A 21,091-nucleotide genomic window follows, 5' to 3' on the forward strand; every position below is an offset into this window, starting at 1 on the left:
TGCCAATTGAGCTACAGGGGATTATCTTGCTTGCAGCGCCCGTTCCGGCGTTGCCTGAGAAACTCTAGCGAACGCATCACCGAAGTACCAAATCGCCTGCCCAGCGAGTCATCAGGCAGGATGGAGACAGGACGATCGGTGCTGGAGGGAAGCGGGAATGATGCGTTTGTTGATCGGTGTTGCAGCTGGGTACGTCCTGGGCACGAAGGCAGGCCGCGCACGATACGAACAGATCAGCCGGGCAGCCAAGGCTGTGGCGACCAGTCCGGCCACCAAGAAGGTGCTGGACGCGTCGCGTCAGAAGTTGGCGGACTCATTGAGCACGCAGCCGAAGCTCGAGCCTATGAAGCCGCTCAACGAGGAAACGACTATCCTGGTCCCCCACGACCAGTTGAAGAAGAACCGCTAGCTCAGCCGGGTAATCCGGCGCTGGTATCGCCGACAGCTTGTTCACGCAGTTGTCGGCGATACTGCTCGAGTGCGACGAGGTCGCCGAACAGCGAGTTATATTCCTCGGGTGCTGCGGCCGGCGAGATTCGTTGAAGCTTCGATTTGAGGTCCGCGACCTGTTCACCGACCCAGGCTTCCTGCAGTCGGGCGAGCACGCCGGTAATGTACCGCGGAACGGTCTCTTCGTCGCAAGGCATCGGTTCTACGGCCAATTCCGAGATCACCGAGGCAACCGTCACGTCATTGACACCCTTGGTGACGACGTCGATCCATTCAGCGCCGCCAAGACCCTTACTGGTTCCTCCGACGTCTGCCATTGATTGCCTGATTGCCACGTAGGCCGGATGCGTGAACGTTTCGGCAGGCAGGGAGTCGAATACTGTTCCTGCGATCCCGGGGTACTGCAGGGCCGCCTTCAGGACAGCTCGCTGGGTAGAGAGCGTCGGGTCGTTGGGGCGAGGCCTCGAGATGCTGATCGGCAGGGCCAAGGCGTCGTCGCTCGGTTCCGCGATAACTTGACGACGCTTGGGCGCGGGCGACGAACCGCGCATGGCGGCACGTTTGCGAGCTTCGTCACGAACGCGTCGGCGCACGGACGGAAGATCGTCCCAACCGACCCACCCGCACAGCAGGTTCGCGTAGCTGTCTCGCAGTGTCGATTCCTTGATCTGCGCAACGACGGGAACAGTCCGACGCAAGGCCTCGACGCGACCTTCGGCGGTCTCGAGGTCATGTTCGGTAAGTATGGATTTGACGACGAATTCGAACATCGGGGTGCGGCGCGCCACAAGATCGCGAACTGCTGCGTCACCGGATGCGAGACGGAGATCGCACGGATCCATTCCGTCCGGCGCGACGGCGACAAACGTCTGCCCGGCCATCTTCTGGTCGCCCTCGAAGGCCTTCATCGCAGCAGCTTGTCCCGCGGCGTCGCCATCGAAGGTGTAGATGATCTCGCCACGAAAGTAGCTGTCGTCCATCAGGAGTCGGCGCAGCATCGCAAGATGCTCCTCGCCGAATGCCGTGCCACAGGATGCGACGGCAGTCTTGACGCCGGCCAGGTGCATCGCCATGACGTCGGTGTATCCCTCGACGACGACGGCCTGGTGTCCCTTGGCGATATCGCGTTTGGCGAGGTCGAGACCGAACAAGACCTGAGACTTCTTGTACAGGATGGTTTCCGGGGTGTTGACGTACTTGCCCGGCATGGTGTCGTCGTCGAAAAGTTTGCGTGCGCCGAAGCCGATGACATCGCCGGCAACACTGCGGATGGGCCACAGCAGGCGACGATGGAATCGGTCGATGGGGCCGCGTCGACCCTCTTTGGAGAGGCCGGCGGCTTCGAGCTCTTTGAACTCGAATCCCTTGGCCATCAAGTGTTTTGTAAGAATATCCCAGCCGTCGGGCGCGTAACCGCAGCCGAATTGCAGGGCAGCCGCACCGTCAAAGTTTCGCTCGGTCAGGTAATCGCGCGCAGCTTGCGCGTCGGGTTCCTTCAACCTGGCAGCGTAGAACTCCTGAGCTGCTGCATTGGCTGCGATCAATCGCGCGCGCGTCCCGCGATCGCGCTGCACCGAGGGACCGCCGCCCTCGTAGGAAATCGAGTAGTTCAGTCGGTCGGCCAACTGTTCGACAGCTTCGACGAAACTGATGTGATCCATCTTCTGAAGGAAGGAGTAGACGTCGCCACCCTCACCGCAGCCGAAGCAGTGGTAGAGCCCGTGGTTGGGACGCACGTGGAACGACGGTGACTTCTCGTCGTGGAACGGGCACAGGCCTTTGATGGAATCGCCGCCTGCGCGCTTGAGCGAGACGTACTCACCGACGATGTCTTCGATTCGTGTGCGTTCGCGAATGGCCGCGATGTCTCTGTCAGAAATTCGGCCCGCCACGTCTGTCAGTCTAGGCGGTCGACGAACCGCACCTGACACGGCAAGTTCGTCAGGGGCTGTCCGGATCCTGTCGGTAGGAGTTCGGCGTGAAACCGAGGACGTTGCGGAAGTCGGCGGACAGGTGAGCGTGATCTGCGTAACCGAGATCGGCCGCCACGTGCGCTATCGTCATCGTCCGATCTTCGCGTAGCCGCTGCGCGGCTTCCTGGAGTCGGTAGCGCCGAATGATCGCCAAGGGTGGTAGCCCGACATATCGCTGAGCGAGGCGCTGGACACCGCGAATGGAGGTACCGAGATGTTCAGCGATATCACCGATGCGAACCACTGTCCGGTCCGAGGCGATAAGGTCTTCCATGGCATTTGCTAGTCGGCCGCTCTCGTCGTCCGGAGCAATGTGCTCGGCCGCCCACTCGGAGAAAGCCGCAATCGCGCGCTGCCTGCCCACCTCGTGGTCGCCCTCACCCATCGCGGACATGACAGCCACGTGCAGATCCGGCGCGTCGATATGCACTTCGAGGTCCTGAATGGTCTGCGGATCAACTCGAAACGACGCGAGTCCCGCCGGCCGCAACAGTGCACCCACCGCCCAGCCACTGCCGCGCAGGTCACGGTACGACGCCCCCGTCGACGGGCCGACCAGGGACACCCCGTCTGGTTCGACCACCAGATTGGAAGCGGGAAACGGCAACACTTCCTGGCGAACCGTCCGGCCGGGGGCCAGCTGCCATCGAGGGACCCAGAACCACCGGATGCGTCCTTCCAGCGTGGCGTCGGCCGGTTCGCGGTGAAAGGTCGGGAGCTTGGTCGGGTACAGAATTCCGCGACTGTCGCCGAGCGTGGCCATGTGCCGTCCTCCTCATTCGTCGCGAATCTTCAAGCCGCACCCCACCTGGCCGCGCTACCTTCGATTCATGAACCCAGACAACATTTTCCAGCACGGCGTGACCGGCGAGTACACCACAGACGGTGTCCCTCACGGCTCGACGAGCCTGACCCCATTTCTAGCCATCAAGGGGGCCGCCGACGCGATCGAATTCTATCGGTTGGTGTACGGCGCACACGTGGTCGACGTGACCGAGTTCAGCGGCGTCGTCGTTCACGCCGACCTCGATTTCGGCAACGGTCGGCTCCAACTCGGCGAGCCCAGTCCCGATTACGGACTGACCGCGGCGCCTGCGGGCGACGCCGACTGCTACTCGATCGGACTGTACTGCTCAGATGTCGACGCGGTCGTCGAGCGCGCAGTCCAAGCTGGTGCGATCGTTCGTGAACCTGTGGGCACGTTCGTCTCCGGCGACCGGTTCGCCTCGATCCGTGATCCTTTCGGCGTGCGCTGGTCGATCATGACCCGCGTCGAGGATCTCGCCGAAGCCGAGAGCGCACGGAGGGTCGCGGAATGGGCGCTGACGCAGACGCCCTCGAACTGAGCGGTCAGCCCCAGCTGGCTTGAGCGCCGAGACTCGCCTTGTCGACGCGCTCGAGCCGGCTCTCGGTGTACGACGCGATCTGATCGACGATGACGCGGGTGCGCGCGCCGTCGTCGTCGTCGGCTCGTTCCCACGCCGGAACCAAGAGGGGATCCAATCCTGCAGGCGCGGTTGCCAGTAGCCACTCCGCGACTCGGTGAACCCGGTCACGTTGACGGTCTTGTCGTGCCTTGTGTCCGGCATCGGACATGACGTAATACAGCGCAACGGTTTTCAGCAATGCAACTTCGGATGCGACAGCTTCGGGCACGTCGAGATCCGCCTGGTATCGGGAGAGCGGACGGTCCCCGTTGGTCAACCGAGTCTGAGCGATCGCCGCAGTCGCGAAGCGTCCGACCAATTCGCTGGTCAAGTTCTTCAGCGCGACGGAACTGTGCAGTGTCCCGTCGTAGCTTCCGACGCCTTGGACTACGGGCAGTTCCGACAGACGTTGCGCCGCTTCGATCAGATCGTCGACGACGAGGCCCCGAAACTCCGACGCACCCAATTCGGCGAGAGCTCGCTGTTCGATCGGATCGGCCAGTGAACGCAGGTCGATACGACCGGCAATCACGCCGTCTTCGACGTCGTGCACTGAATAGGCGACGTCGTCCGCCCAGTCCATGACCTGCGCTTCCAATGCTTGTCGATGCTCGGGTGCGCCCTCGCGCACCCAGGCCAACACGTCGGCATCGTCGTCGTAGGCACCGAATTTGGCTCCGGGTTCGGGCCTCGTCCACGGGTATTTGATTGCGGCGTCGAGGGCCGCACGGGTGAGGTTGAGGCCGGCGCTGAACCCGTCGGGTCGCAGAATCTTGGGTTCGAGGCTGGTAAGTATGCGCAGGTTCTGGGCATTGCCCTCAAAACCGCCGCAATTGTGAGCTACTTCGTCGAGCGCTTTCTCCCCATTGTGCCCATATGGCGGATGCCCGATGTCGTGGGCCAAACCCGCAAGGTCGACGAGGTCGGGATCGCACCCGAGCCCGTCCGCGATTCCGCGGCCGATCTGGGCAACTTCCATCGAGTGCGTCAGCCGGGTGCGTGGGGTGTCGCCGTCGCGAGGACCGACGACCTGCGTTTTGTCGGCGAGGCGTCGTAGCGCTGCGGAGTGCTGCACGCGGGCGCGGTCACGCGAGAAGTCCGAACGGTGCTGTGCCGCAGGAATCTGCGAGCCCGGCAATCCTGCTCGTTTCGGTGTTTCGACGACGCGACGTTCCAGATCGTGCTCGGAGTAGGTTCCGCCGCCGTAGGTGGTGTGTGCCGTCATGATGGATGCTCCTATTGCCCTGCGGTGTAGGGGAAGTCAGCGGAGAAGTGTGTGAGCTGGTACCAGAGCAGCGCGCCGGTTTCGCGGGCGATTCCGTGCAGTTGGGATTCGCGAGTGAACACAGCGGGGCCTTGCCTGGTGGGAGCTGTCCAGGCCTCGAGGCCGGTGTCGCGGGCCATCGTTCGGGTGCGTAGCGAATGCCAGGGGTCACTGACCAGAACTGCGGAATTGATTCCCTGTGAAGCCATTTCGGAACTGACGGCGTCGATACTGAGCAGGGTATCGGAACCCGTTTCGACTGCGGTGATCGCGCTGGACGGTATCCCCCGGTCGCTCAGATACATCTTGCCCGAGGCAGCTTCGGTGTACTCGTCGCCTTCCTGCTTGCCGCCGACGGTGATGATCTGGGGGGCGACGCCGCGCTTGTACAGCTTGTACGCCTGCTCGAGCCTGGCTTCGAATACCGACGACGGAGTTCCCGAATACTGAGCCGCCCCGAGAACGACAATCGCGTCGGCGGGGGTGGTGTCGTCGATTCGCGCAACCTGCCACACTCGGGCCGCGGTCCCACCGATCAGAACAAACGTCATGAGGATGGCCCCGGCAATGAACCGTCGGGTCCATCGCGCCAGACCCTCGCCGAAGCCGCCACCGGCCCGTGAGGGCGTGGAGTTGCGGGAGCGGTTGCCGAAAGCTGGTTTCACTCCCGCAATTGTGCCAGTTCGCATCGGTCACCTGCGCTGCCGACTCGCCACAACGGTTAGATTTGCGTCATGGCCTTCGCAGCACACATCGAGCAGTCGTCCCCGACAGATCGCGGCCGGGCGTATCTACGCCCGATTCGTCGTTGGGGCGCTATGTCAGTAGTCGCGGCACTCTTCGGGATTCTCGCGCTGATCTTCAGCCCGGCCACCGCGTCGGCAGATCCGCCGTTGGTGCTTCCCAACCAGATCACCGATACGGCCGGTGTTCTCAGCAGCGGCGAAAAGAACGACATACAAACCGCGATCGACCAACTCAGCGAAGACCATCAGATCAATCTGTGGGTCGCGTTCGTCCCCGATTTCAACGAGATGGGTGGCCAGTCGTGGGCCGACAAAACTGCAACGAAGTCGACTCTCGGCAGCAAGGACGTGTTGCTGGCCGTCGCGACGACGGAACGTGCGTACTACCTCGACGTTCCCCCCGGCCTCACCAATATCACGCAAGCCGATATCGACTCGGTCAAAAGCGATGCCTTGGAACCCGCTCTCGCCGACGGTGATTGGGCGGGCGCAGCGATTGCGACTGCCGGCGCCCTGGGCGACGCAAATAGCAAGAGCGGCGGCATGTCCGCGAGCACACTGCTCATTGCCGGCGGTGCGGTGATCGTCGGAACCGGCGGCGTGGTTCTGTACTCACGCAAACGTAAGAACGATCACAACAAGGCAAGCCTCGAGGCTGCCAAGCACATCGCGCCCGACGACATTGCCGGACTGAATGCTCTTCCGTTGCCGACCCTCGACGAGCGGGCCAAGGCGATTCTCGTCGAGACCGACAATGCGATCTCTTCTAGCCAGGAAGAACTCGAACTCGCACGCAGCGAATTCGGTGACGCCGCCGTCGCACCTTTTGCTCAGGCATTCGACAAAGCCACGTCGACGCTCGCCGGGGCCTTCGGGATCAGGCAGAAGCTTGACGACGCCATCCCGGAGTCACCGGAGCAGCGGCGTCAGATGCTGATCGACATCATTTCGTCCTGTGGTCGTGCCGATCAAGAATTGGAAGCGCGGGTCGAAGAGTTCGACGCCATGCGTGACCTCCTCATCAATGCACCCGCGAGGCTGGACGCTCTGACGCAGAGCGTCGTGGCACTCAGTGTCCGCCTGCCCGAGTCCGAGGAAGTCCTGACAACGCTCAAAAACCAGTTCCCGGCTCCGACGTTGGCGCCGGTGGTCGGCAACGTGACCATGGCCGGTGAACGGTTGACACTTGCCGAACAATCCATCGAAGCGGGCCGCGACGCCGTTGCCTTGCCGGCCGGCAAGCAGGGCGGCGCTGTGACAGCGATCCGGACTGCGGAAGCCGCACTGGATCAGGCGCGCAAACTACTCGACGGTGTGGATCACGCGGCCGACGACATCCGCAACGCCATCGCAACCTTGCCCGCCGCTATGGAGGACGTGCAGCAGGGAATCACGGCGGCGGATTCGCATCTGGCGCAGGGCGGGGAGCAGTTGGCTGCAGCCAAGGCCGCAGCGCAAGCGGCACTGGCTCACGCCCAAGCGTCGAAGGACACCGATCCGCTCGGTGCCTTCAATCAAGTCGTGGCGGCCGACGCACAGTTGGACGCACTTCTCGCAGCGGCCCAGGAACAGAAGCAGCAACTCGAACGTGCGCAGCAGCGGCTCGCGCAGGACATCCTGGCTGCGCAGGCCCAGATCACCGCTGCCGGCGACTTCCTCAATACCCGTCGGGGAGCGATCGGCGCCGAGGCACGGACCCGCTACGCCGAGGCTCAGCGTCACCTGCAAGCAGCTCAGCAGTTGCAGACCTCCGATCCGTCGAAGGCCCTGCAACACGCGCAGGCCGCTACCGCGTTGGCCACACATGCTCTGCGTGCCGCTCAGAACGACGTCAGCGCCTGGGAAGCGAGCCAGCGTCCTCGCGGCGGGGGCGGTGGCAACAACGCTGCCGGCGCGATCCTCGGCGGAATTCTGATCAACAGTGTTCTGCGCGGTGGCGGCGGTCCGCGGTCGTACGGCGGCCCGAGCAGTAGCGGTCGAGGCGGCGGTTTCGGCGGCGGCGGGTTCAGCGGCGGGGGCGGCGGGCGAGGCAGTCGTGGGGGTGGCGGCGGCGGCCGGTTCTGAGTCGAGCTCTCGAGGTAGTAAAATTCTGTCTTTGTTCGCGACCGACCTCGTCGTACGCTCCATCCGGCAAGTCGGGATCACAGATCATACGAAGGTGTTATGGAAAGCGTCGCCCCGCAGATAACCGTGGTTGTACCTACGTACAACGAGCGTGAGAACCTGCCCAAGCTCGTCGATCGCCTTGCCGCGTTGAAGATCCCGAACCTGCATGTCCTCGTGGTAGACGACAACTCTCCCGATGGAACGGGTGACGTTGCCGACAAATTGGGCATCGACGGACCCATCCCGGTAGGTGTTCTTCATCGCACCGTCAAGGACGGACTCGGCCGCGCCTACGTCGCCGGAATGACGCGCGCTCTCGCCGAGAATGCGGACATCGTCATTCAAATGGATGCCGATCTCTCGCATCCGTCCGAGGTAATCCCCTCGATGATCGAGATCCTCACCACAACAGACGCTGCCGTGGTGCTTGGATCACGCTACGTCGAGGGTGGCGCAGTCGCCGGAGACTGGCCGTGGCACCGCAAGGCACTGTCGGCCTGGGCCAACTTCTACGTCAACGCGATCCTGCGACTGCACGTCAAGGACGCGACTGCTGGATTCAAGGCCTGGCATGCAAAGACTTTGCGTGACATCGATGTGGAATCGGTACAGAGCAACGGCTACGCATTCCAGGTCGAGATGAATTACCGAGTTGTGCAGCGCGGCATGAAGATCGCCGAAACTCCGATTCGTTTCGAGGAGCGCACCGAGGGTGTCTCCAAGATGAGCCTGAGCGTTCAGATCGAGTCGGCGCTGGTTCCGTGGAAGCTCAAGTTCGGCAAGAAGTCCCGGTAGATCCAACCGACAGATCTGGAGAACTCCGCGGTCGCGGGATCTGAGGGATAGAAAGACTCGATCGCGATCTCGGCCAAGGTGACGTCGCGCGGCGTACCGAACACGGTGGTGGTACTGAACATCGCCAGTTCGGTGTCGCCGGCGCGAATCCGTAAGGGCACCAAGAGGGAACTCAACTCGTCTTCATGCCATTCGCCGCCGCTGGGATAGGTCCGCAGTTCTTCGAGCAGCGCGCCCAGTTGTGCGTCCGGCGTCACCTCGAGACGCAGCACATTCACCGGTGGCTCCAGGAGAAATGGCGCGACCCCTTCGGGCAGGATGCCCACCGCCCGGTTGCCGGCAACCAAATCCCAATGGTGATCGACCACGACGGCAGGAAATGTGTCGTGCGCGTCGATGATGCGATTGATGGCATCACTGACCGCAGCCATCGGCGCCTCGACCAATGCGCTCTGCGAGTAGGCCGGTACATGCCCGCCGGCCAATAGCAACGAATTTCTTTGACGCAGAGGCACGTCCAGACATTCGGACAGGTGGATGACAAAGTTCCGTCTGCGTGAACACCGCTGCACCGGCGGCGCCCTGCCTGGGCGCTGTCGGTGGCGTGTGCAATTATTTTTGTCGATGAACTCACACGAATGCACGTGGTCCACACCGGTTCCCGAACCCGAGGGTGCGGAATACGGCGCGCATACCCTGACCGTCAACGGGTCGAGCGCGGTGTTTCGAATCGCCAAGACCACGCCCACCAAACTCGGCCAGTTCGTGACGCTGTGGCGTCGTTCCGATGCCGGGCCCATCCGCCCGTTCGATACCAGCGACGGCGTCGAGATATTCATCGTGCGGGTCAGCGACGGAAAACAGTTCGGGTACTTCACCTTTCCCGTCTACGCTCTGGTCAAGCGCGGCGTAGTATCTACTGATTTCACAGGCGGAAAGCGTGCCATTCGCGTCTACCCGCCGTGGGTCACCACTACCAGCGCACAAGCATCAAGAACGCAAAAATGGCAGGTCGAGCACTTCACGCCAGCTGATATGTCGCGATGATGACTCCCGTTGTGGTGGAGATACTTTCGACCAGGGTGAATTGAGCCAGAGCTGACCCGTCGGGAAACAACTTTCGTCCCGTCCCGAGCACCAACGGATGAATGAGCAGTATGTAGGTGTCGATGAGGCGGCGGCATGCCAGAGCCGAAATCAGTTCACCGCTCCCGAGAATCACCACATTCGGGCCGGGGGTTTCCTTCAGCGCCGCGACCGCATCGCCTGCATCTCCGGGCAGAAGCGTGGAGTTCTTCCACAGCAACGGTTCGGTCAGTGTGCGTGACGCAACGTACTTCCGGGTGTTGTCGAGCACCTCGGTAAACGGATTACCGGTCTGGAATGGCCAATACGATGCAAACTGCTCGTAGGTGCGCCGCCCGAAAAGCAGATCCGATTTCTCGGCGATGCCCTCCCCCATTTTTCGGGCCATCACCAGATCGCTGAACGGCGCTGCCCAGCCGCCATGTTCGAAGCCGCCGCGGCGGTCTTCGTCGGGTCCACCGGGAGCTTGCATCACGCCGTCGAGGGTCACGCTGTTTGTCACCGACAGGTTTCTCATACTTCGATCCTGCGCCTTCGTGACCCGCCACGCCAGAAAAAAAGGGGCGGCCTCCCTCAGCGAAGAGGAAGGCCGCCCGGATTACACCTACGGCTAGGAACCGATCAAACGTGCTGCCAGGTAGCTTTCGACCTGATCGAGTGCGACGCGTTCCTGTGCCATGGAATCGCGCTCACGCACGGTGACTGCATGGTCTTCGAGGGTGTCGAAGTCGACCGTGATGCAGAACGGTGTACCGATCTCGTCCTGACGACGGTAACGACGACCGATAGCACCGGCATCGTCGAATTCGACGTTCCAGTTCTGACGCAGCTGCGCTGCAAGGTCTTTCGCCTTCGGCGTGAGGTCAGCGTTACGCGAGAGCGGCAACACTGCAGCCTTGACCGGAGCCAGACGACGATCAAGACGCAGCACGGTGCGCTTGTCGACGCCACCCTTGGAGTTGGGCGCCTCGTCCTCGGTGTACGCGTCGACCAGGAAGGCCATGAGCGAACGGGTGAGGCCGGCTGCCGGCTCGATGACGTACGGCGTGTAGCGCTCGCCGGTCGTCTGGTCGTAGTAATTCAGATCTGTACCCGAATGCTTGGAGTGCGTCGAGAGATCGAAGTCGGTGCGGTTAGCAATGCCTTCGAGCTCGCCCCATTCGCTGCCCTGGAAGTGGAAGCGGTACTCGATGTCGGTGGTGCCCTTGGAGTAGTGCGAAAGCTTCTCCTGCGCATGCTTGTACAGACGCAGGTTGTCCGCGTTGATACCCAGGCCGGTGTACCAGTCCATGCGGTAGTCGATCCAGTACTGGTGCCACTCGTCGTCTTCACCGGGCTTGACGAAGAATTCCATCTCCATCTGCTCGAACTCGCGGGTGCGGAAGATGAAGTTTCCGGGCGTGATCTCGTTGCGGAAGCTCTTGCCGATCTGGCCGATGCCGAACGGCGGCTTCTTGCGCGACGTGGTGAGCACGTTGGCAAAGTTGACGAAGATGCCCTGCGCGGTTTCGGGACGCAGGTAGTGCATGCCCTCTTCCGTCTCGACGGGGCCGAGGTGCGTCTTGAGCATCATGTTGAAGTCGCGCGGTTCGGTCCACTGACCGATGGTGCCGCAATCGGGGCAACCGACGAGGTCCATTGTGACGTCGTCCGGGTTGTCCATCTTCTTCTTTGCCGCGTACGCCTCCTGCAGGTGATCCTGACGGTGACGCTTGTGGCAGTTGAGGCACTCGACAAGCGGGTCGTTGAAGACACCGACGTGACCGGAAGCAACCCACACCTCGCGGGGCAGGATGACGGAGGAGTCGAGGCCGACGACGTCTTCGCGGCTGGTGACCATGTTGCGCCACCACTGACGCTTGATGTTGTCCTTGAGCTCGACACCCAATGGGCCGTAGTCCCACGCGGACTTTGTACCGCCGTAGATCTCACCGCACGGGTAGACCAGGCCCCGCCGCTTGGCGAGATTGACGACGGCTTCGATCTTGGACTTCGGTGCCACTGGATTGCTCTCCATCTGGGTAATAGATGCACGGTTTTCCTGCGCTTTTTGCCTACCTAGCCTAACTGGCCACAGAAGCGGACTTCCCGCCACGGTTGACATGCGTACTTATGCATATCAAAATGAATGTGATTTGCAATAGTGTGGTCTGATGGCTACACCAGAACGTCGTGATAGATCCCTCGAAGGAGCCTCGCTGTGAGCATTGCGGATACCGGCGATCTCCATAACACCCGGGATCACGCGCATAGTCCTTTCGACGCCATTCCACCGGCCGTAGTTCCCCCGAAGGAAACCCTGGCTGCAGCAGGCGAAATCCTGCGCGCCCTCGCCGCTCCCGTGCGCATCGCCATCGTGCTCCAACTCCAGGAATCGCAGCGATGCGTTCATGAACTCGTCGGCGCACTCGGCGTCACTCAACCGCTCATCAGTCAGCATCTCCGTGTCCTCAAAGCTGCCGGAGTAGTCCGCGGCGAGCGTCACGGCCGCGAAGTTCTCTACCGACTGGCCGACGACCATCTTGCTCACATCGTCGTCGATGCTGTCGCCCACGCAGAAGAAGGATGATCACCACCACCATGAACAACATCGGACCGACAGCAGTCAAGCGCAGCTCTGCCACCGTCGGCATTCGTTCCACCAAGCAGCGCAGCGCGATCTCCGCGCTGCTCGACGACATCGACGAGTTCAAGTCTGCCCAGGAACTTCACGACGAACTGCGCAAGCGCGGTGAGGGCATCGGACTGACCACCGTCTACCGAACCCTGCAAGCACTTTCCGACGCCGGAACCATCGATGTTTTGCGCACCGACAGCGGTGAATCCGTTTATCGCCGTTGCTCTTCCGGCCATCACCACCATTTGGTCTGCCGCACCTGCGGGTTCACCGTGGAGGTCGAGGGCCCGATCGTCGAGCTGTGGTCACAGACCATCGCCGACGACAACGGTTTCACCGACGTCAGTCACACCGTCGAGATTTTCGGTACGTGCCGCGATTGTGCCGCTGCTGTTTAGTCGGCCCGTTCAATCGGCCATTGAGAACCGAAGCAAATTAGATTCACGCAGCTCGAAACCAAGTTTCCGGTAGAGCTGATTCGCGGCTACCCGCGAACTTCGGGAGGTCAGATCCACGGTGCGGGCACCGAGTTCGCCGGCGCGGCCGAGCGCTGCTGTGGTCAGCGCGGATCCGACCTGTCGACCTTGGGCTGCCGCGTCGACCACGACTCCTCGAACGAAGGATGCCGACCGTCTGTTCGGCGGTTGTGTTGTCGCGTTCGGACTTAGGGAAGTAGTCCCTGCCGAGCCGTATCTGCTCCGGTGAGCGCCAACAGCAGCATCGTGGTAAGTGCTTCGTCGGCCAATCCGGCCGCTGGAAAGGTATAGCGCAGAATCACATCAGCGAGGCTGCCGTGACCGAACACCGCAATCGATCCGAACTGGATGGTGCGATTGCGCTCGGCCACCTTGCGGTGAAGCGCAGCGCTGACGGGGCGATCCCACGCCAGCACGCAGGTCATCGACAGAACATCGAGGCCTTCGGAAAGATTCATCGCCTGGACCGAGCACAGGGCACCGGAGTACTGAAAACCCAGTGAGCCGTCGTCGGCTACGTCGACGGTCACAAAATGCGCCAGTGCTTCGGCAGCACGTTCCTGCAATTGCGCGGCATGGTCGGTTGTCTCGGTCATGTCTTCACCTGTCATTTCACGCCACCAAATCGGCGGTCGCGGGATGCATACTCAACGCACGCGGCCCAGAGGTCACGGCGATCAAAATCGGGAAAAAGCTTGTCCTGGTACACCATTTCGGCGTAGGCGGACTGCCAGATCAAGAAGTTCGACGTCCGCTGCTCCCCCGACGGTCTCAGGAACAGGTCGACGTCAGGCATGTCGGGCTCGTCGAGATACTTGGCAACCGTTGCCTCGGTGATCTTTTCGGGATTGATCTGTCCCGCGGCGACCCGTCGGGCGATTTCCTTGACTGCATCGGCGATTTCGGCTCGTCCGCCGTAGTTGACGCACATCGTCAGGTTCATCACCGTGTTGTTCTTGGTAAGTTCTTCGGCGATTTCGAGTTCCTTGATGACGCTGGCCCACAACCGCGGCTTCCGTCCCGCCCAGCGGACCCGCACCCCCATCTCGTTCATCTCGTCGCGTCGACGACGGATGACGTCACGGTTGAAGCCCATGAGGAACTTCACCTCGTCGGGGCTTCGCTTCCAGTTCTCGGTGGAGAAGGCGTACGCGGAGAGCCACTCGACGCCCATTTCGATGCACCCGCAGACGGAGTCCATCAATACTGCTTCACCGCGTTCGTGACCGGCAGTTCGCGGTAGTCCGCGTTCTTGCGCCCAGCGCCCGTTGCCGTCCATCACCAGCGCTACGTGGCGCGGGATCAGTTCGGTTTGCAGGATCGGCGGTTTGGCTCCGGAGGGATGGGGGTCCGGAGGCCGGATCACCCGATCTGCGGAGGAGTCAGGCAGAGTGCGCGGTTCGCGTCGTCGAATCACGCGTTCCATCCTGCCCCACTGCCGCGGCAACCTCGACTGCCGCATGCGGCCGGGAGCGTTCGATGAGCGGCAAAGTGCGCAATTGCCGCTCGAGATGCCATTGCAAATGTGCGGCGACCAGGCCACTGGCCTGGGTTCGCAGCGACATCGGGGCCTCGTCGGTCCCCTCCCATTCACCGCGCACGAGCGCATCCATGAGATCAAGAACACCGGGCGACGGCGTCGCCGAACCTGGCGGGCGGCAGTACGTGCACACCGCTCCACCGGCCGCGACGTGGAACGCACGATGCGGGCCGGGAGCCGAACACTTGGCACATTCTTCGAGGGCGGGCGCCCATCCGGCGTAGCCCATGGCTCGGAGTAAAAAAGCGTCGAGAACGAACTCGACGGGACGTCCCTGCTCCGCGATGGCCCGCAATGCTCCGACAGTCAGTCGCTGAAGTTGCGGCGCGGGTGCACGTTCTTCGCCGGCCAACCGCTCCGCAGTCTCGAGGATCGCGCAGGCCGTGGTGTACCGGCTGTAATCATCGACTATGTCGGTGGCAAAAGCGTCGACCGTCTGTACCTGCGTGATGATGTCCAGGTTTCTGCCCGGCAACAGTTGGACGTCGACGTGCGCAAACGGTTCCAGCCTGGCACCGAACTTGGACGTGGTTCTACGGACACCTTTGGCCACGGCACGCACCAACCCGAACTGATTGGTGAGCAACGTGACGATGTGGTCAGCTTCGCCCAGCTTATGCAGGCGTAGCACCACCGCTGTGTCTCGATACAACCTCACCGAACCAGTCTCCCACGTTGCACCGACGCGGAACCGCAACCTTAGATCGAACACATACCTGCGGCTATTTCGCACCGGCCACTGCACCGATGCCGCCGACATCGGTGATCTGCCAGTTGTCGCTCCGATCCAGGGTGATGCTGTAGGTAGCCGTCGACTGCAGGCCGTCGGGAGCCTGCGCGTTCTTTGTCATAACGCTGACGAAGGAGTCGACGACGTACATGTCGCCTTCGTGTGAGCGAACCTTCGCGGAGAGCGGGGTGGACGTCGACACCCATTGCACCGGAACGATGATCTGTTCCATGGCCGTCGCCGCTTGATTCAGCTTGTTCGTCATGTCCGGGCTGGTGCCCTGCACCAGATTCTTGTGCCAGGCCGCCAGGTCTTGATAGTTCATCTGGCGGGGTCTCCGGCGGAGTCCTGACCGATCAGACGATCGCAGTGCTGGCCGATCGAAGGACTCGTCAGCTCCGCCCACTAAGTGGCTCGCACCTTCTCCGATCGTCTCGGCTCACCGCGATACCGGGCCATATCGCCGGCAATACCGAGCTTTCGCCACGCCCGCCTCGACACAGGATTCATCAAACCGAGTTCGTCTGCCAACGTTCGCATTTCACCGAAGTAATTTCCCAGAATCCGACGCGACTGCGGGCTGCGCCAGAATGCCTCCCTCATCACCGACTCGGGAATGTCGAACTTCTTCGCAAATTCCTTTGGCGGTGACATTATTTCGCCGGACAACCACCGCATTGCACCGGGAAATGCAACGGACGTCATCGCTCGACCGAAAGGACTCAGCGCGGGAACATGCTGGCGCAAGAAGTCGTGAGCAAAGGAGATGTGCCGGGCCTCCTCGGCGATGTGAATCTCCATGGTGCGCAGCATGACCGGCACCGTGTCCTTACCTTCACGGATAAGGTCTTTCTGAAAATGGTCGATAGGCTCTTCACCGGCTAGGATGCCGATGAAGAAGATGACCGGGAACTTGGCGCCGAGCAACCCGACAAACGGTGACAAGCGGCGGAACAACGGACGCATCCCCGGCACGTCGATATCCACCCGATTGACGAATTCCTGGAACATCTGAATGTGGTTGCACTCTTCGGTCATCTCGTGAAGGCAGTACCGAAACTCGGGCGATTTGTTGGGCAGCGCCATGATGTACTGCAGCATTCCTCGGATCAGGATGCTCTCGAATGCCGAACCCACCTTGGTCACGTTCGCCTGACGCCATTTACCCATCTCGATACGACGTTCCAACGGTTGATCCTGATACCAACATGTGGCACCGAGTGGATCCGACACTGCCGAAAGCACCCACCGCGGATCATTCGGGTCTATCGCGAATTCCGTTGAATCCCAGTCGATATCGAGGTAGGGATCGAACCGTCTGTGCACGGACCCATCAGACAGTGTTGCGAGCAACTCGCGGTAAGGCTGATCCATTTCGATAGACGTTGACCGAACCATCGGTGTCTCCTCCAGGCGCCTGTTCGTCGATCGCGATCAACGAACTCGATTGCGCCTAAACTTAGTGTGACACCACGTCTCACGCAACCCCTCCGCGGCCTATATTTGACCCGAACCTCCGCCATCACGTCCCACCGCCGCGATCGCGTCCTCCTGGAGGGCCCCGCACGAGCGCGAAGTAGGCACCGGAGTTACCGATGTCTCGGCATCCATGATCTGATCCGCAAGGGCTGGAAGATTTTGTCGACCTGGTGATTCCGGTACTTCACACTCGGGGTCTGTTCCGACCCGAGTACGAGGGTGCGACCCTGCGCGAGAATCTAGTCGGTCCAGAGTCTGCAGTACCGACACCGGTCGCGACACAGGAAGACTCCGCAGGCAAGGACAGCTGAATCCCTCACCGCGCAGTGCGGTTCGGCGGGGCGTTGTACAGAGCGGCACCGGCGGTCACGCCGGCGCCCACTGCGACAAGAATTGTCCGTGCACCCGCAGAGCGTCGGGGTTCGTCCCTCTCCAAACCTGCGATCAGTGCAGCGGTATGTATGTGCTCGTCTTCGGCAACGGTGACGCGTGAGCTGGGTATCCCCAGCTTTGTTGCCAATGCCGAACGAAAACCGGGGCAGGCGGGGGCGGCCACGATCGAATCGACCTCGGCCAGATCGAGTTCCGCCTGCTGCAGACAGGCGGCGACTGCTTCGTAGCCAGCTGCGGCGTAGTCGTCGTCGAGCGAATCGGACTCGTTGAAACGCAGGACGTTTCGGTTGTCAGCTTGACTGACCGTTGCCCGGAAAGAATCACCGCCGTCGAGATTGTTCACCCACTGCACCGGGCCGAGCCCGTACTCATCGTCGGTCCAGCGACACAACGCGGCTCCCCCGACTGCCGAAAACGGAAACCGCTCACTGAGCCGATGTCCCGGGTCCGCATCACTGGCGACAACGAGGGCACGTTCGATCACGTGAGAGCGAAGAAATCCGTCGACAATCTGCAGTGCGGTCAGCACGCCACAGGTGCCGTTCGCAATATCGAAGGAGAACGTGCCGTGCTCGCCGGTGTGCGGGTCCTCCGGATGAGCGCCGATGTCGTCTTGGATCAGCGCGGCAAGGGCTGGCTCACCGAGGTTGCGGTCACGATACAGACCGGCGTTCAGGAGCAGGTCCAGTTCGTCCGGGCGGCAACCGGCCTGTTCGAGGCAAGACTTCGCCGCCGCTACCGCAAGGTGGAGTGCACTGTGCCGACTCAGCCATCCAGCCCGAGTGACGTACAACTGCTCAATGATCGTTCCCATAGCGCGCCACCAGTTCTTCGTCGATTTCCACCAGCACTACCCCGATCTCCAACCCGGAAGCCAACGAGATCAACGCGACAGTCTCGCCCGGCTTGATCCGGCCCGCCTCGAGTTCTTCGACCAACGCCACGGTGTGGGTTGTCGATGCTGTGTTCCCATATCGATCGACGGTGATGACGGCGTCATGCCGCGGACTGTCACCGAACGACGCCTCCATCTCAGCCATACCCTTCTTGATTGCCCGTGCCGAAGTTTGATGGGTGATCACATGGTCTATCTCGTGTATCGACAGCCCGAGTGTGTCGAGTACCTCGTGCAGCAGTAACGGGGTATCGGCGATAGCAGCCTTCTGGATGGCTCGTGAATTAGTGAACATCCGAGCACCCGGCGCACTGCCCTTCGGGTAAGCGAGGCACAAACGGCTGTAATCGGCGACAGTCGTAAATCCGGCGAGGCGGATCCCGGCCGTACCGGTGGGCGCCCGTTCGAGGACAAGTGCCGCGCCCGCATCGCCCAAGGTCAGAGACGCTAATTCTTTGCTCATGATGTTGTGAATATGCTTCGCTGCATTCTGACCGAGCTGCGAAATGTACTCACCGCTGACGACCAGTGCCCGCTCGATTAGGCCCTGGCGAATCCAGTTGTTCGCCACCATCACACCGGTGAGCATCCCAGCGCAAGCATTCGAAAGATCGAAAGTCATAGCCTTGTCAGCGCCGAGGGCCTGCGCGACGGCACTACTCATCGTCGGCTCGAGCCACTGAGTGAGGCCGCCACGGAACTTGGTGATACTACAGCTGATCACCACGTCTATCGACGCGGCAGCACAACCCGACCGTCGCAATGCGTCCTGCGCGGCTGAAATCGCAAGAGTGTAAGAATCCTCGTCGCCTACACTGACCCGACGCTCGTGGATTCCTGTCAGTCGTTCGAGATCGACATGAGTCTCATGGCGGGTTGTCGCCATCAGATCCTCGGTTGTGAGTCGTGTGACGGGAAGGTGCCGACCGGCCCCGGCCACCCTCGTCCGGTACGGCTCTCGTGTGTCGTCGCATTCCGCGTCCGTCACCAGCCAGTGCTTGACCATGTCGCTCGATTCCTCGCTCTGGGATTCCTCACTCCGGGGTTACATCATCGGCATCATCTGCATGGGCGGCAGTATGCCCATGCCGTGGAGAAACATCATGAACATGTGGAACACCTGCATCGCGTCCATTGCCATCACCTCCTTCGGAAATCGCGGCGAATTATTCAGGGGGACGGCTCTGTTCGTAATACAGTCAGGCGGCTCCGGTATTCCGTCTCGTCGATCTCCCCACGTGCGAAACGCTCGGCGAGCAGTTGCTCCGCGCTGTGACGCGGCGGCGGAAACCTTGCCGACGGACTGCCCCCGAACGACTTACTCCCCGACTCTGCGGGTCCATGTCCGGCATAGCGAATCAGCAGAAAAATCCCCAAGATCAGCAGGCCCCAGAACAAGGCCATACCAACGAACATCAATACGTAGCCCCAACCCCAACTACCCGAATAATGGTCGTACATCACAACGGGCCTCCAAGTTCTCCATGCGGCCGTGCGCACTCCCGACAACGGAGCGTCTCACGCGCCTTCCCTCAGGATGCACTGTTCCACGACACATCCACAGGGTCTTTCTGCTCGACTTCGACCCGCAAAAAGTGTCATCCGGCCTGCCGCAAGTCCTTGTCTTAGAGCACTTCTGCTCCATCTGTCCCAATAGCCCCAACCGTGGAATCCTGCGGGTTTCCGTAGCGTTTCAGAGAAGTAGCGGGGTGGTAATCAGCCACCCCCGGTTGAATGAGAAGTGCACATTATGACGAGCCCACGTGAGTTCGAGGAGTTACTCCCGACCGATGTTGCACCCAAGATTCGTCGCGATCTTCCGACGGTCGGTCGCAGTGCGTCGCCCGTGAGTCCCACGCTTTCCACTCCACGCGTCATGCTCGTCGATCCGCGGTTCGGTCAGCTTGCCGCACAGTTCTTTCGCCTCTTCGAACGCCCATCCAGCGGCGGCGGCGCACTGGCGGTCTATCTCGGTGGGGAGCCCGTCATCGATATCTGGTCCGGGTGGTCGACCCGGGACACCCGCTGGCTACCCGACACCGTGTCTGTGTCCTTCTCCACCGGAAAGGGTGTTGCCAGTACGGTTTTGCACCGTGTCGTGGAACGTGGACTGATCGATTACGACACGCCTGTCGCCGAGTATTGGCCCGAGTTCGCAAGCTCAGGCAAGGAAACAGTGACTGTGCGGCAACTGTTGACCCACCAGGCCGGGTTGCATCGTGTACGCAGCCTGGTTCCGGGCCGTTTGGCGCTGCTCGATCACGACAGCATCGTCGACGCCCTCGCATTGGCCACACCGGACCGTCGCCGCCTCACCACACCCGGTTATCACGCAGTCACATTCGGTTCGCTGGTCGCCGAGCTGACAACTCGCGCAACTGGTTCATCGTTTACCGACCTGGTCCGGACAGAGATTGCAGAGCCTCTCGGAATTCCGGAATTCTGGTTCCAGGTGCCCGAGGGCGAACGCCATCGCATCGCAAAGTTGTTCCCCCGCATCAATCAATTCAAGGTGCCGTGGGACACCGCTTCCTTCGCGTTGACCCGGTTGCCTGCGCTCAGGAATATCGCGGATGCCGGCATGCCGGCGGGGTTCGACCAGTTGGTCCGCAATCCCTCGATCCACGATTACGTCATGCCCGGCTGGAACGGCGTTTTCAGTGCTCGCGCCCTCGCCCGTATGTACGCAGCACTGGCGAACCAGGGAGTGGTAGGAGGAGACAGGTTCCTGAGCGAAGAAACCCTCGAACAGATCGGCGAGGTACAGACCACTGCACGCGATTATGTGCTCGGAATCCGCATGAATTGGCGACTCGGATATCACTCGGCCTTTGTTGCCAGCCGCAATTCGTCTCAGCAGGCCTTCGGGCACTACGGACTTGGTGGATCAGGGGCATTCGCTGACCCTGAGACCGGCCTGTCCGTGGCATTCGTAACCAACCGAATGGGTGGTGCACTCACTCCGTTTGCCGACCTGAGGTTGGCCAAACTGGGCGCCCAGGCGGAATCGATCGCCCGCAGACTGTGAACTGGCAACGCAATGTCAGCGATTGGCCTGGGAACCCTGCACCAAAGGTGAACGGCCGTTTAGCGTAGTCAGTATGCGCTCGAGTC

At 61.6% G+C, this 21,091-nt stretch carries 23 protein-coding genes, 1 tRNA gene and 1 pseudogene (1 of these 25 running past the window's edge); 8 read left to right on the forward strand and 17 right to left on the reverse strand.

The features are described 5' to 3' along the window. Positions 1-21, reverse strand: a tRNA-Asn gene (locus QM600_RS04005) (it extends 152 nt beyond the left edge of the window). A gap of 136 nt (positions 22-157) precedes the next feature. Here QM600_RS04005 and QM600_RS04010 point away from each other — a divergent pair. Further along, positions 158-409 (forward strand): hypothetical protein, encoded by a 252-nt coding sequence (locus tag QM600_RS04010; RefSeq protein WP_094273802.1) that lies wholly within the window; start codon positions 158-160, stop codon positions 407-409. Position 410: 1 nt separating this feature from the next. Here the strand turns inward: QM600_RS04010 and dnaG are convergent, their stop codons facing one another. Together dnaG and QM600_RS04020 are read right to left on the reverse strand one after the other, a co-directional pair. Beyond that, a complete protein-coding gene (gene dnaG / locus QM600_RS04015; protein WP_283260192.1) occupies positions 411-2,342 on the reverse strand; it encodes a DNA primase in 1,932 nt (643 codons plus the stop codon). Between the two features lie 49 nt (positions 2,343-2,391). Further along, positions 2,392-3,186 carry an AraC family transcriptional regulator gene (locus QM600_RS04020; RefSeq protein ID WP_283260193.1) on the reverse strand — a complete coding sequence of 265 codons (795 nt, stop codon included), beginning with the start codon at positions 3,184-3,186 and terminating at the stop codon, positions 2,392-2,394. Between the two features lie 67 nt (positions 3,187-3,253). Between QM600_RS04020 and QM600_RS04025 the strand changes: the two genes are divergently transcribed. Next, a complete protein-coding gene (locus QM600_RS04025) occupies positions 3,254-3,769 on the forward strand; it encodes a VOC family protein (protein ID WP_283260194.1) in 516 nt (171 codons plus the stop codon). Positions 3,770-3,773: 4 nt separating this feature from the next. Here QM600_RS04025 and QM600_RS04030 read toward each other — a convergent pair whose 3' ends face one another. Then, on the reverse strand, positions 3,774-5,075 hold the full coding sequence (locus QM600_RS04030; protein ID WP_283260195.1) for a deoxyguanosinetriphosphate triphosphohydrolase: 1,302 nt from the start codon (positions 5,073-5,075) through the stop codon (positions 3,774-3,776). Positions 5,076-5,086: 11 nt separating this feature from the next. After that, positions 5,087-5,779 (reverse strand): YdcF family protein, encoded by a 693-nt coding sequence (locus QM600_RS04035; RefSeq protein WP_502942875.1) that lies wholly within the window; start codon positions 5,777-5,779, stop codon positions 5,087-5,089. Positions 5,780-5,848: 69 nt separating this feature from the next. Between QM600_RS04035 and QM600_RS04040 the strand changes: the two genes are divergently transcribed. Both QM600_RS04040 and QM600_RS04045 read left to right on the forward strand, forming a co-directional pair. Next, on the forward strand, positions 5,849-7,924 hold the full coding sequence (locus tag QM600_RS04040; RefSeq protein ID WP_283260196.1) for a TPM domain-containing protein: 2,076 nt from the start codon (positions 5,849-5,851) through the stop codon (positions 7,922-7,924). A gap of 99 nt (positions 7,925-8,023) precedes the next feature. After that, positions 8,024-8,761, forward strand: coding sequence for a polyprenol monophosphomannose synthase (locus tag QM600_RS04045; protein ID WP_283260197.1), 738 nt, complete (start codon positions 8,024-8,026; stop codon positions 8,759-8,761). Here the strand turns inward: QM600_RS04045 and QM600_RS04050 are convergent. Then, positions 8,704-9,276 carry an MmyB family transcriptional regulator gene (locus QM600_RS04050; RefSeq protein WP_283260198.1) on the reverse strand — a complete coding sequence of 191 codons (573 nt, stop codon included), beginning with the start codon at positions 9,274-9,276 and terminating at the stop codon, positions 8,704-8,706. The genes QM600_RS04045 and QM600_RS04050 overlap by 58 nt on opposite strands. 109 nt (positions 9,277-9,385) lie before the next feature. On the opposite strand from QM600_RS04050, the gene QM600_RS04055 reads away from it, so the two are divergent. After that, positions 9,386-9,808, forward strand: coding sequence for a MepB family protein (locus QM600_RS04055; protein ID WP_283260199.1), 423 nt, complete (start codon positions 9,386-9,388; stop codon positions 9,806-9,808). Here QM600_RS04055 and QM600_RS04060 read toward each other — a convergent pair. Then, the gene (locus tag QM600_RS04060) at positions 9,783-10,364 is read right to left on the reverse strand and encodes a dihydrofolate reductase family protein (RefSeq protein ID WP_283260200.1); all 582 of its coding nucleotides are present in this window, start codon (positions 10,362-10,364) and stop codon (positions 9,783-9,785) included. The two genes, QM600_RS04055 and QM600_RS04060, sit on opposite strands and share 26 nt — an antisense overlap. A 93-nt stretch (positions 10,365-10,457) precedes the next feature. Continuing rightward, complete coding sequence (locus QM600_RS04065; protein WP_283260281.1) at positions 10,458-11,849, reverse strand: glycine--tRNA ligase; 1,392 nt, start codon at positions 11,847-11,849, stop codon at positions 10,458-10,460. Between the two features lie 198 nt (positions 11,850-12,047). Between QM600_RS04065 and QM600_RS04070 the strand changes: the two genes are divergently transcribed. Together QM600_RS04070 and QM600_RS04075 are read left to right on the forward strand one after the other, a co-directional pair. Beyond that, entirely contained in the window at positions 12,048-12,416 is a 369-nt protein-coding gene (locus QM600_RS04070; protein WP_283260201.1) for an ArsR/SmtB family transcription factor, read from the forward strand. Then, the gene (locus tag QM600_RS04075) at positions 12,413-12,862 is read left to right on the forward strand and encodes a Fur family transcriptional regulator (RefSeq protein WP_283260202.1); all 450 of its coding nucleotides are present in this window, start codon (positions 12,413-12,415) and stop codon (positions 12,860-12,862) included. The genes QM600_RS04070 and QM600_RS04075 overlap by 4 nt, the downstream gene beginning before the upstream one ends. 9 nt (positions 12,863-12,871) lie before the next feature. Here the strand turns inward: QM600_RS04075 and QM600_RS04080 are convergent, their stop codons facing one another. From QM600_RS04080 to QM600_RS04120, 9 genes and pseudogenes are all read right to left on the reverse strand, one after another. Continuing rightward, on the reverse strand, positions 12,872-13,210 hold the full coding sequence (locus QM600_RS04080) for a GNAT family N-acetyltransferase (protein ID WP_283260282.1): 339 nt from the start codon (positions 13,208-13,210) through the stop codon (positions 12,872-12,874). Next, complete coding sequence (locus tag QM600_RS04085) at positions 13,129-13,551, reverse strand: YbjN domain-containing protein (RefSeq protein WP_283260203.1); 423 nt, start codon at positions 13,549-13,551, stop codon at positions 13,129-13,131. Before QM600_RS04085 ends, QM600_RS04080 begins: the two co-directional genes overlap by 82 nt. Next, the gene (locus QM600_RS04090; RefSeq protein WP_283260204.1) at positions 13,548-14,366 is read right to left on the reverse strand and encodes an isoprenyl transferase; all 819 of its coding nucleotides are present in this window, start codon (positions 14,364-14,366) and stop codon (positions 13,548-13,550) included. The genes QM600_RS04085 and QM600_RS04090 overlap by 4 nt, the downstream gene beginning before the upstream one ends. Beyond that, positions 14,323-15,138: a DNA repair protein RecO gene (recO, locus tag QM600_RS04095; RefSeq protein WP_243619177.1), complete on the reverse strand. Its 816-nt coding sequence runs from the start codon at positions 15,136-15,138 to the stop codon at positions 14,323-14,325. The genes QM600_RS04090 and recO overlap by 44 nt, the downstream gene beginning before the upstream one ends. Before the next feature lie 64 nt (positions 15,139-15,202). Continuing rightward, positions 15,203-15,538: pseudogene (locus QM600_RS04100) on the reverse strand (hypothetical protein); the annotation flags it as partial. Positions 15,539-15,615: 77 nt separating this feature from the next. Further along, complete coding sequence (locus QM600_RS04105; protein ID WP_283260205.1) at positions 15,616-16,608, reverse strand: AurF N-oxygenase family protein; 993 nt, start codon at positions 16,606-16,608, stop codon at positions 15,616-15,618. A gap of 397 nt (positions 16,609-17,005) precedes the next feature. After that, positions 17,006-17,896, reverse strand: a complete 891-nt coding sequence (locus QM600_RS04110; protein WP_283260206.1) for a beta-ketoacyl-[acyl-carrier-protein] synthase family protein — start codon at positions 17,894-17,896, stop codon at positions 17,006-17,008. Next, complete coding sequence (locus QM600_RS04115) at positions 17,880-18,983, reverse strand: 3-oxoacyl-ACP synthase III family protein (protein WP_283260207.1); 1,104 nt, start codon at positions 18,981-18,983, stop codon at positions 17,880-17,882. Before QM600_RS04115 ends, QM600_RS04110 begins: the two co-directional genes overlap by 17 nt. 164 nt (positions 18,984-19,147) lie before the next feature. After that, the gene (locus QM600_RS04120; protein WP_283260208.1) at positions 19,148-19,438 is read right to left on the reverse strand and encodes an SHOCT domain-containing protein; all 291 of its coding nucleotides are present in this window, start codon (positions 19,436-19,438) and stop codon (positions 19,148-19,150) included. Between the two features lie 289 nt (positions 19,439-19,727). Between QM600_RS04120 and QM600_RS04125 the strand changes: the two genes are divergently transcribed. Beyond that, positions 19,728-21,005, forward strand: a complete 1,278-nt coding sequence (locus QM600_RS04125; protein WP_502942876.1) for a serine hydrolase domain-containing protein — start codon at positions 19,728-19,730, stop codon at positions 21,003-21,005. The last annotated feature ends 86 nt before the right edge of the window (positions 21,006-21,091 follow it).

The organism is Rhodococcus sp. IEGM 1379 (assembly GCF_030056815.1).
GTDB lineage: Bacteria > Actinomycetota > Actinomycetes > Mycobacteriales > Mycobacteriaceae > Rhodococcus_F.

Excerpts from the sequence above, each read along its gene's own strand:
- QM600_RS04010 (WP_094273802.1), top strand. The coding sequence starts at position 158 with ATGATGCGTTTGTTGATCGGTGTTGCAGCTGGGTACGTCCTGGGCACG.
- QM600_RS04020 (WP_283260193.1), bottom strand. The coding sequence starts at position 3,186 with ATGGCCACGCTCGGCGACAGTCGCGGAATTCTGTACCCGACCAAGCTC.
- QM600_RS04025 (WP_283260194.1), top strand. The coding sequence starts at position 3,254 with ATGAACCCAGACAACATTTTCCAGCACGGCGTGACCGGCGAGTACACC.
- QM600_RS04030 (WP_283260195.1), bottom strand. The coding sequence starts at position 5,075 with ATGACGGCACACACCACCTACGGCGGCGGAACCTACTCCGAGCACGAT.
- QM600_RS04040 (WP_283260196.1), top strand. The coding sequence starts at position 5,849 with ATGGCCTTCGCAGCACACATCGAGCAGTCGTCCCCGACAGATCGCGGC.
- QM600_RS04045 (WP_283260197.1), top strand. The coding sequence starts at position 8,024 with ATGGAAAGCGTCGCCCCGCAGATAACCGTGGTTGTACCTACGTACAAC.
- QM600_RS04055 (WP_283260199.1), top strand. The coding sequence starts at position 9,386 with ATGAACTCACACGAATGCACGTGGTCCACACCGGTTCCCGAACCCGAG.
- QM600_RS04060 (WP_283260200.1), bottom strand. The coding sequence starts at position 10,364 with ATGAGAAACCTGTCGGTGACAAACAGCGTGACCCTCGACGGCGTGATG.
- QM600_RS04075 (WP_283260202.1), top strand. The coding sequence starts at position 12,413 with ATGATCACCACCACCATGAACAACATCGGACCGACAGCAGTCAAGCGC.
- QM600_RS04085 (WP_283260203.1), bottom strand. The coding sequence starts at position 13,551 with ATGACAGGTGAAGACATGACCGAGACAACCGACCATGCCGCGCAATTG.
- QM600_RS04090 (WP_283260204.1), bottom strand. The coding sequence starts at position 14,366 with ATGGAACGCGTGATTCGACGACGCGAACCGCGCACTCTGCCTGACTCC.
- QM600_RS04105 (WP_283260205.1), bottom strand. The coding sequence starts at position 16,608 with ATGGTTCGGTCAACGTCTATCGAAATGGATCAGCCTTACCGCGAGTTG.
- QM600_RS04110 (WP_283260206.1), bottom strand. The coding sequence starts at position 17,896 with ATGGGAACGATCATTGAGCAGTTGTACGTCACTCGGGCTGGATGGCTG.
- QM600_RS04115 (WP_283260207.1), bottom strand. The coding sequence starts at position 18,983 with ATGGTCAAGCACTGGCTGGTGACGGACGCGGAATGCGACGACACACGA.
- QM600_RS04120 (WP_283260208.1), bottom strand. The coding sequence starts at position 19,438 with ATGTACGACCATTATTCGGGTAGTTGGGGTTGGGGCTACGTATTGATG.
- QM600_RS04125 (WP_502942876.1), top strand. The coding sequence starts at position 19,728 with ATGACGAGCCCACGTGAGTTCGAGGAGTTACTCCCGACCGATGTTGCA.